The sequence below is a fragment of the Pirellulales bacterium genome (assembly GCA_019694455.1).
Taxonomy (GTDB): Bacteria; Planctomycetota; Planctomycetia; order Pirellulales; family JAEUIK01; genus JAIBBY01.
The window spans coordinates 1-7,939 of record JAIBBY010000100.1; the positions used below are offsets into that span (position 1 = coordinate 1).

Below are 7,939 nucleotides of genomic sequence, written 5' to 3' on the forward strand. Positions count from 1 at the left end.
GGCGGCCGCCCACTCGTCGCTCTGGATCGTGCTGCCGTGTAGTCGCGGCGGCGCCGCGAACGAGCTGCGCGCCTGGCTCGACGCGCATGCGCAGCGCATGTTTCCGGCGCGCGTGCCGCGCTTCGACTATTTCGACTACAGCGTCGAGGTTTACCGCTGCGCCGCTTTGCGGCGTTAATCGGCCAGCGCCGTGTAGGCGGTGAGCGAGCGGCCCTGCACGATCAGGTGGCCGTCGGCCGGGGCGCCAGGGCCATCGAGGAGAGGAAAGATGTCGCTCGGCGCGGCCGCCGCCGTGTCGATGAACAATTGCCACGGCAGGCGCGCCACCAGCGCGGGCAGAAAAAACTCTTGCGATGCGGCTCCCGCGTGAAACAACAGCAGCAAGTGGCGGGCAGGATGTTCGCTGCCGCCGCCGTTGGGCTGCGCCGCCAGCACACACATCAGGCTGTGCGTGTCGGCCGTCCAGTCGACCGGCGCGCCTTGCGCGTCATACCAGGCGACGTCGGGCAGCTTGCCGGATGGCGCCAGATGGCCGGTCAAAAAGGTGGTGCGCCGCACATTGGCCTGCTGCTTGCGGAACGCGATCAGCGATTGCACAAAGCGGACCAACTCGGCGTTGCGCTCCACCAGCCTCCAATCGAACCACGAGATGACATTGTCCTGGCAATACGCGTTGTTGTTGCCGTGCTGTGTGCGGCGGCACTCATCGCCCGCCAGCAGCATGGGCACGCCATTGCTCAAGAGCAGCGTGGTCAGCATGTTCTTGATCTGCCGCAACCGGGTCCGCTCCACGCTGCGACGGCGCGTCGGCCCTTCGGCGCCGTAGTTTTCGCTGAAGTTGTTGTTGTCGCCGTCGCGATTGTCCTCGTTGTTGGCGGCATTGTGCTTGTGGTTGTAGGCCACCAGGTCGTTAAGCGTGAAGCCGTCGTGCGAGGTGATGAAGTTGATGCTGTGATACGGGAGCCGGCCGCTCGATTGATAGAGATCGCTCGACCCCGAAAAGCGCGTGGCCAGGGCGCCGATCATCTCGCTATCGCCACGCCAAAAGCGGCGCGTGTCGTCGCGATAGCGTCCGTTCCACTCCGACCAACGGCCGCTGGCGAACGAGCCCACCTGATAGGCGCCCGCCGCGTCCCACGCCTCGGCGATGATCTTGGTGTCGGCCAGCAATGGGTCTTCGCCAATCGCCTCGACCAGCGGCGGATTCGGCACGAGCTCGCCCCCGCGATCGCGCGACAGGATGCTCGCCAGATCAAAGCGGAAACCGTCGATGTGGTAGTTCAGCACCCAATGCCGCAAACACAAAAAGATCATCTCGCGGACGATCGGGTGGTTGCCGTTCACCGTGTTGCCGCAGCCAGAATAGTTGCGGTACAGCGCGGGGTCGTTCTCCAGCATGTAATAGATGCGGTTGGCCAACCCCTTGAAGCTGAGCGTCGGCCCCAGATGGTTCCCTTCGGCGGTGTGGTTGAACACCACGTCGAGAATCACCTCGATCCCCGCTTGATGCAGCGCGCGCACCATCTCTTTGAACTCGCGGACCTGCGCGCCCGGCTCGTGCGAGGCGGCGTAACCGCGATGCGGCGCAAAGAAGCACAACGGGTCGTAACCCCAGTAGTTGCGGTGCAGCTCGCGCTTTCCCCAACTGTTGTTGATCGGAAACTCGTGCACCGGCATCAGCTCGACCGCCGTCACGCCGAGCGATTGTAAATACGGAATCTTCTCGATCACGCCGAGGTACGTGCCCGGATGTTCGACACGGCTCGATTGCGAACGTGTGAACCCGCGCACATGCAGTTCGTAGATCACCGTCTCCGACAAACTGCGTTTGAGGTGGCGGTCTCCCTGCCAATCGAAGCTGTCGTCGATCACCACGCACTTGGGGGGCCGCACCACCGCATCGCCCGCCGGCAGAAAATTGCCCGCCAGCGCCCGCGCGTACGGATCGATGAGCCGCGCCGCGCCGTCAAAGCGGTGCCCCTTCTCCAGATCGAAAGGCCCGTCGGCCTGAAAGTGATAAAGCTGGCCCGCCCCCAGGCCGGGCACAAAGATGCTCCAGATGTCTCCCCAGCGATCGGTTTCTGGATGAAACGACACCACGTGCGCGGGCTCGCGGTCGGTCACCCGGTTGTAGAGCAGCACCCGCATGCCGGTGGCATGCCGACTGAAGATCACAAACTGCACGCCGCCGTCGTGCAAAATCGCGCCGTACGGCAAGGGATGCGTGAAATGCAGCTCGGGCAGCGCGAGACTCTCGCTCGACGCGATCGGGCTACCAGGCTGATTGCTGAAAATCGTCACGCGCGCTCATTGCTCAAAGACAAAGCCCGTTCGCATTTCACTCGACAAGCTACTGGCATCGGTCGTGTCGGCGAAATCACTAAGCTCTTAATTCACTCCAACACTTCAACTCGAAACGACTGGTGGCACTGCGAACAACTTTTCTCCATTTTGACCAGCGCGGCATGCGTGGCCTCGGCGTCGCGCTGGGTCAGCGCTTGCGCGGCGGCGGCGGCGCTATCGCGCATGTCGGCGTTCAGTTGGTACCAATGGTCCATCTGCGAGGGGTCTTTCACTTCGTGCGTGTCTGCCAGCACCACCTGGGCGATCGCCGCCAGCGTGGTGGCGTAGGCGGCGTTGTCGTCAGCCTGCTTTTCAAACCGCGGTCCGGGCCGCGCGCCGCGCTTGAGCCGCGCATTGATGAACGTGACCTGCTTCATCAACTGTCCCATCGAAGCGGCGGGCTCCCACTTGAGTTCCGGTCCGTCGGTCGCCTTGCCCGCCACAGCGGCCGCCAGCGCCTGCTCGGCCGCTTGCGCCGTCGCATAGTCGGTGGCCTGCGACAACTGTTTGGCGGCAGCGACTATGGCTGGCGCCGATTTCTTGAGCGGCGCTTCCTCGTCCGACAGCCCCAGGCACAAGGCCAGCGCCACCAGCGTGTGCGCCTCCTTTTTGACCTTCGACTGTCCGTCGGCGTACGCCTGCTCGCTCGCGGTCGCTTCGTGCAACTGACCGGCGTATTGTTCGATCAGCTTGACCAGCGTCGCGGCCGGGGCAAAGCTCGACACCGGTGGCGGCGCGGGCAACTCTGACGCGTGGGCCATGCTCGCCAAGACAATCAGCGCCGCGGCCAAATACGATCCGTTTCTCACTCCTGGCTCCTTGGTTCGCTTTGCGACAATTCTCGCCAACAACGGGCACAGTCGGCGTCCAGGCGGCATATTGCGCCCCGATCGCCGACCGTGTGGGCTCTAATCTGGCGCGCGCCGGACGATCTCGCAAGCAGGCCCGTCGCCGGCCACATTATTCGCAGTCGGCGCCGCCGCCGATCGGCAGCGTCCGCGGATCGAGTTGCGGGCGATAGTCGGGCACGGCCACATAATACGGGTCTTGGTAGACGTAGGCCCGTTTGGCGGCCTTGGCCTTCTGGCGATACAGATCAAAGGCGGCGGGCGTCGACCCGCTGGCGCGGTACTCGGCCCAGTAGATGTCCAGCTCGGCACAATACCGACACCAGGCCGCGCGGCGATAGTCGTCGATCGGCCGTTGCTCGAAGACGCGCACCACCGGGTCGCCGCCATGCGCCGGCTGATTGTGATTGAGCGGAGACGCGCCGGGCGGAACGGAAATAGCGACTAGCGCGATTGCAACGGCCGTGAACATGGTTTGGCTCCTGCTGGGGTTTCGCAAGCATAGGTCACGGCAGGACGGGCCGTAGCCGCTATTTCGCGGCGCCTATCCCACCCCCAACGCGCGCCAAGCCGTCGTGACAGGCGCCACCAGTTCGAGCGGTCGGCGCGTCATGGGATGATTGAGACACAGGCTCCGCGCGTGCAGCGCGATCGACCGCAACCGCTCGTCGGCGTGTTGCTCGCCAAACGGGATCGCGCCGCCGTAGTAGGCATCTCCCAACAGCGGCCAACCGCGCGACGCCGCCTGAATGCGGATCTGATGGGTGCGGCCCGTTTCCAGTTCAATCTCCAGCCATGCGCCCTGCGGCGTTTGCCCCAGCGTGCGGTAGCGCAGCACCGCCAGCTTCGCCTCTGGGTCGTCGGCCGCGACTACTTGCGCCTTGGGCTCGCCCGGTATCTTGCGCAGGTAGTCGCGCCACATTCCCTCGCCGGGCGTCACCATTCCTTCGACCAGCGCCCAATAGGTCTTACGCACGTCGCGGCGCTCGAACTGTTTGGAGATGCGCCGCGCGCCGCGCGAGTGTTTGGCAAAGATCATGGCGCCCGATGCCGGCCGATCGAGACGGTGCGGCACGCCAAGGTAGATACTTCCCTCGCGCGGATTGCCGGCGCGCAGGTAGTGCTTGATCCGCGCTTCCAGACTATCGATGCCCGGCGGCGCCTGCGTGAGCAGTCCGGCCGGCTTGACCACCGCCAGTATCGCGTCGTCCTCAGCCAGAATGTCGAAGCCTGGATTCACGCGCGGCGCTCGGTGAGTGGTCTATAAAAACAGCCCACCGCGTGGCGATGGGCTGTTGATGGCAGCAAGCTCTGAACGATCTGCGAGACTACACCTTGCCGGCGGCGGGCACCACGAACGGCGCGCGATACTCGCGAGTGAGCAGCTTGTCGGCCTGCGGATGATCGACAAACGTCTCGGTCGCGGGGTTGAACGCCAGGTCGGCGCCAAACTGCAGTTTGGTGTCGGCCAGATCGACGCCATTCTCCTTGAGGTGCGCGGCGACGCGGGCAAAGGTCTCCTGGTTCTCCTCGTCGTTGCCGAGCCGCGATTTCACTTCTTCCTGTCCCAGCTTTTCGCCCAGCAGGTAGCTGATGTTCGAGAGGTGACACAACGCGCTGGACTGGTGTCCCTGCTCGATGTCGGCGCTCAGATCTTCCACCTTGCGACTGCGCACGCACTGAATGAAGTTGCCAAAATGATCGCCGCCCCCTTCGAACTTCTCGATCATCTTGCCGTCGCGATCGAAGGCCGCGCCGCTGGAGTAGCCGGTCATCACCAGATAGCCGTCGCTGCCGTAGAAGATGTTGCCGACATCGGCGCCCTTGAGCGGCTCGGTCTTCAGGCCACGCACCTCGAACACCAGCTTTCTGTCGCCGTAGTCGAGAATGCTCACCTGCGTGTTGGCGGTGTCGCCAGCGTCTTCGTACCCCAGGCGACCGCCGTAGCTCACCACCCGCTTGGCCAGGCCGTCGAGTCCCAGTCCCCAGCGGCCGACATCCATCTGGTGGATGCCTTGGTTGCCCAGATCGCCGTTGCCGGTGCTATAGACCCAATGCCAATCGTAGTGCAGGTTGCGGCGGGTCAATGGGTCCATCGGCGCCGGGCCGCACCACAGGCTGTAGTCGACGCTGGCCGGCGGCTTGTGCTCTTGCCGCGGACCGATCGAGCCGCGGCGCTTGTAGCACAGTCCTCGCGCCAGTTTCACGTCGCCCAGTTTGCCCGCGTGCAAAAAGGCCATCGCCTTCTTGGTCCCTTCGGTGGAGCGGATCTGAGTGCCAGTCTGGCAAATCTTGTTGTACTTGCGGGCGGCCTCAACCATGCGGCGCCCTTCGCTCACGTTGTGGCTGACCGGCTTCTCGACGTACACATCCTTGCCCGCCTGCATCGCCCAGATCGAGCACAAGGCGTGCCAGTGATTGGGTGTGGCGGTGGAGACGATGTCGACGGCCTTATCTTCAAACGCCTCGCGCATGTCGCGAACATACTTGGGGGCGCGTCCTTGGCGGCGCTCGGCGTCTTTGCAGAGGCTATTGCCCACCTTCTCGTCGGCGTCACAGATATAAAGAATCTCGGTGTCGGGGCGGGTGGCGAAGTTCTCAATATGCTCGCGACCACGACCGCGGACCCCCACGATGGCCACGCCCAGTTTTTCGCTGGGGCTCTTCGAGGCGTCGTCGGCAAAACTTCGCGCCGCCGGCACGGCCGCAAGGGCCAAGGCGCTGGTGGCGGCCCACATCGAGTCTTCCAAAAACTGACGCCGAGAAAAATGCTTCGTCATGAGACCGAGTCTCCTACGGAATGAAGGGCGGAAGTGAGGGGGCCGCTCCTCTGGCCCCGACGCGCGGCAGCCCTTGAGGATACACGACCAGCGGGCCGCTGGCCAATTTTGCGGCCAATAAGCCGCGAGCGATCAAGATCAGATGGGCGCTGCGCCGCATACGTCAACTATACCGCTCGCCGCGGGGCGGAGGTTTCATCACCAACAGTTTCGACCAAAACCCTTTGCTGAACATGGGGATTCGATTGCCACGCGCGCCACTGGTCACTGAAATGGACCCCAAAAACTGGGCGCGCTGATAGTGTAGGAAACTGGCCGCTGCCGTCCGACAAAGGGGTCGCTAGGCAAGGCGCCGTTCGCGCATGGCCAAGATTGTTGCAACGATGTGCATCGATCGCGCCGGCATAGCGCGGTGGACAACCCGGCTGGTGTGATCCGCGCGGCATTCCTTTGCGCGACGGGTTAGAGCGCGCCCGTCAGCGGTAGAAGCCTCTGAAATGCGGGCGCTCGTTTCGTTGGTTGGACCGGGGCTCTGCCTGCGGCCCCCGGCCGGAGGCCTTCAACCGACGCACCCGACAGAGGCGGCATGGCGGATGCACCATTCCGCCGCAGCCCGCGCAGCGCCGCGGCGGCACGTCGTCGTCGGGCCGCATATAGTCGTTGCGAGGCCACTGCGGCGCGGCCTGCCGTCGTCCGTCGGCAATAGCCTGCACTGTGCCGCGGCTCACACCCGAGCGCCGCGCGATCTCGCGCATCGGCAACTCGCCGGCATGGAGCAGCGCTTGAATCTCGATGACCTGCTGCGGCGTTAGCATCCCTGGCCCCCATTGCGATTTCTGCTGGCCGACCTGAGACTTGACTATAGATACATTTGTACACTATTGTCAAGTGGGCCGTGCGAAGGGAACGCACGCAAGTACTTGGCGAACGTCACACTTCCGCCGGTGGCGCACGGAGTTGTAACGCCAGACATGTGCGGCGAGTTCGCAATCTTATTGCTGAGCGACCTAATTCGAGTCGCCCACGAACGCGCACTTGATGCTATTCGACAGTGGTCAAGATCCGCTGACTTTCCGCATGGTCACGGACTTCGTCAGGATTGAACCACGCCGGCTTGAAGCTAGCCTTGGCAAAAAGTGGCATCTGATCGGCGTAGTGTTTGGATTGCGGATTTTCGCTCACTCCAAACGGCAGGCAGCTTACCGCGCGGATTCCTTCAGAAAAATCGACGATCATGCCGTAACTCGATCCACCGATACAGTTGAGGCGCTGATTGAGTATCAGCCCGGTGCTTGGCCGTAAGGTGATAAACGGGTTGTTGAACTGATCTCCGCCATGACCGAAGCCGACCATCCCCAATTCGACATCGCCGTGACGAATTCGACAAAAATCTTGCCATGGAATATTGAGAGCTCCCCAGCGCTGCTTGGCGAGGCGCGCCTGTTTGAGGATCGTTTCCGCTGTTTTGTCAAAATCCGCTTCGTCCAGCGCGGCGGGGAATTCTGGCCTCGCGCAAATGACGACAAACAAGGCGCCACCGCGCGATTCGAGGTCGGCCCGCCGGTCCCATGCTGTCAGTACGGCGACAACTTCCTTGAACAAGGACGCGTCCTCGGCCGGCATCGTTGTCGCATTTGTGGTCAGATGATCCTGAATGCGGCCGACCAGCTTTTCCAGCCACATGTCGGCGGCTTCGATCTGAGTATCGGTCGCGTAGGCGCGCATCTCATCCACCGTAATCTTCTCGTCGGACGCCAATAGCGCCGACAGGCGGCGCGAGCGGCTGTTGTCCTTTTGGCTCATCATATAGTCGGGAAAATCTTGGGGTCGCGGCGCCACATCGGGACATACATTCTGCGGCCCGCTGTTTGTGTTCAGCACGTACCCGCATGGCGGATTGAGCACCTGCGGCAATTCTTCGAGCGAGTGAAAGCCTTGCCAGCGGGCCCAGCTTTCGTGCCCGGGCCG

The 7,939-nt window shown here is 63.3% G+C and carries 7 protein-coding genes; all 7 read right to left on the minus strand.

Annotated features, from left to right (window positions below; translation table 11 throughout):
* Window positions 1–174: 174 nt before the first annotated feature.
* Complete coding sequence (glgX, locus tag K1X71_20650; protein ID MBX7075559.1) at window positions 175–2,301, minus strand: glycogen debranching protein GlgX; 2,127 nt, start codon at window positions 2,299–2,301, stop codon at window positions 175–177.
* A 92-nt stretch (window positions 2,302–2,393) separates the two neighbouring features.
* The gene (locus tag K1X71_20655; protein ID MBX7075560.1) at window positions 2,394–3,152 is read right to left on the minus strand and encodes a hypothetical protein; all 759 of its coding nucleotides are present in this window, start codon (window positions 3,150–3,152) and stop codon (window positions 2,394–2,396) included.
* 151 nt (window positions 3,153–3,303) lie between these two features.
* Window positions 3,304–3,663, minus strand: a complete 360-nt coding sequence (locus tag K1X71_20660) for a hypothetical protein (protein MBX7075561.1) — start codon at window positions 3,661–3,663, stop codon at window positions 3,304–3,306.
* A gap of 72 nt (window positions 3,664–3,735) precedes the next feature.
* Entirely contained in the window at window positions 3,736–4,431 is a 696-nt protein-coding gene (locus tag K1X71_20665; protein MBX7075562.1) for an RluA family pseudouridine synthase, read from the minus strand.
* Window positions 4,432–4,519: 88 nt separating this feature from the next.
* A complete protein-coding gene (locus K1X71_20670) occupies window positions 4,520–5,971 on the minus strand; it encodes a Gfo/Idh/MocA family oxidoreductase (protein ID MBX7075563.1) in 1,452 nt (483 codons plus the stop codon).
* 476 nt (window positions 5,972–6,447) lie between these two features.
* Window positions 6,448–6,786 (minus strand): helix-turn-helix domain-containing protein, encoded by a 339-nt coding sequence (locus K1X71_20675; GenBank protein MBX7075564.1) that lies wholly within the window; start codon window positions 6,784–6,786, stop codon window positions 6,448–6,450.
* A gap of 226 nt (window positions 6,787–7,012) precedes the next feature.
* A partial coding sequence (locus tag K1X71_20680) for a penicillin acylase family protein (protein ID MBX7075565.1) occupies window positions 7,013–7,939 on the minus strand: 927 nt, incomplete at its 5' end.

Coding starts and splice junctions, on each gene's coding strand:
- K1X71_20660 (MBX7075561.1), bottom strand. CDS start 3,663: ATGTTCACGGCCGTTGCAATCGCGCTAGTCGCTATTTCCGTTCCGCCC.
- K1X71_20675 (MBX7075564.1), bottom strand. CDS start 6,786: ATGCTAACGCCGCAGCAGGTCATCGAGATTCAAGCGCTGCTCCATGCC.
- K1X71_20670 (MBX7075563.1), bottom strand. CDS start 5,971: ATGACGAAGCATTTTTCTCGGCGTCAGTTTTTGGAAGACTCGATGTGG.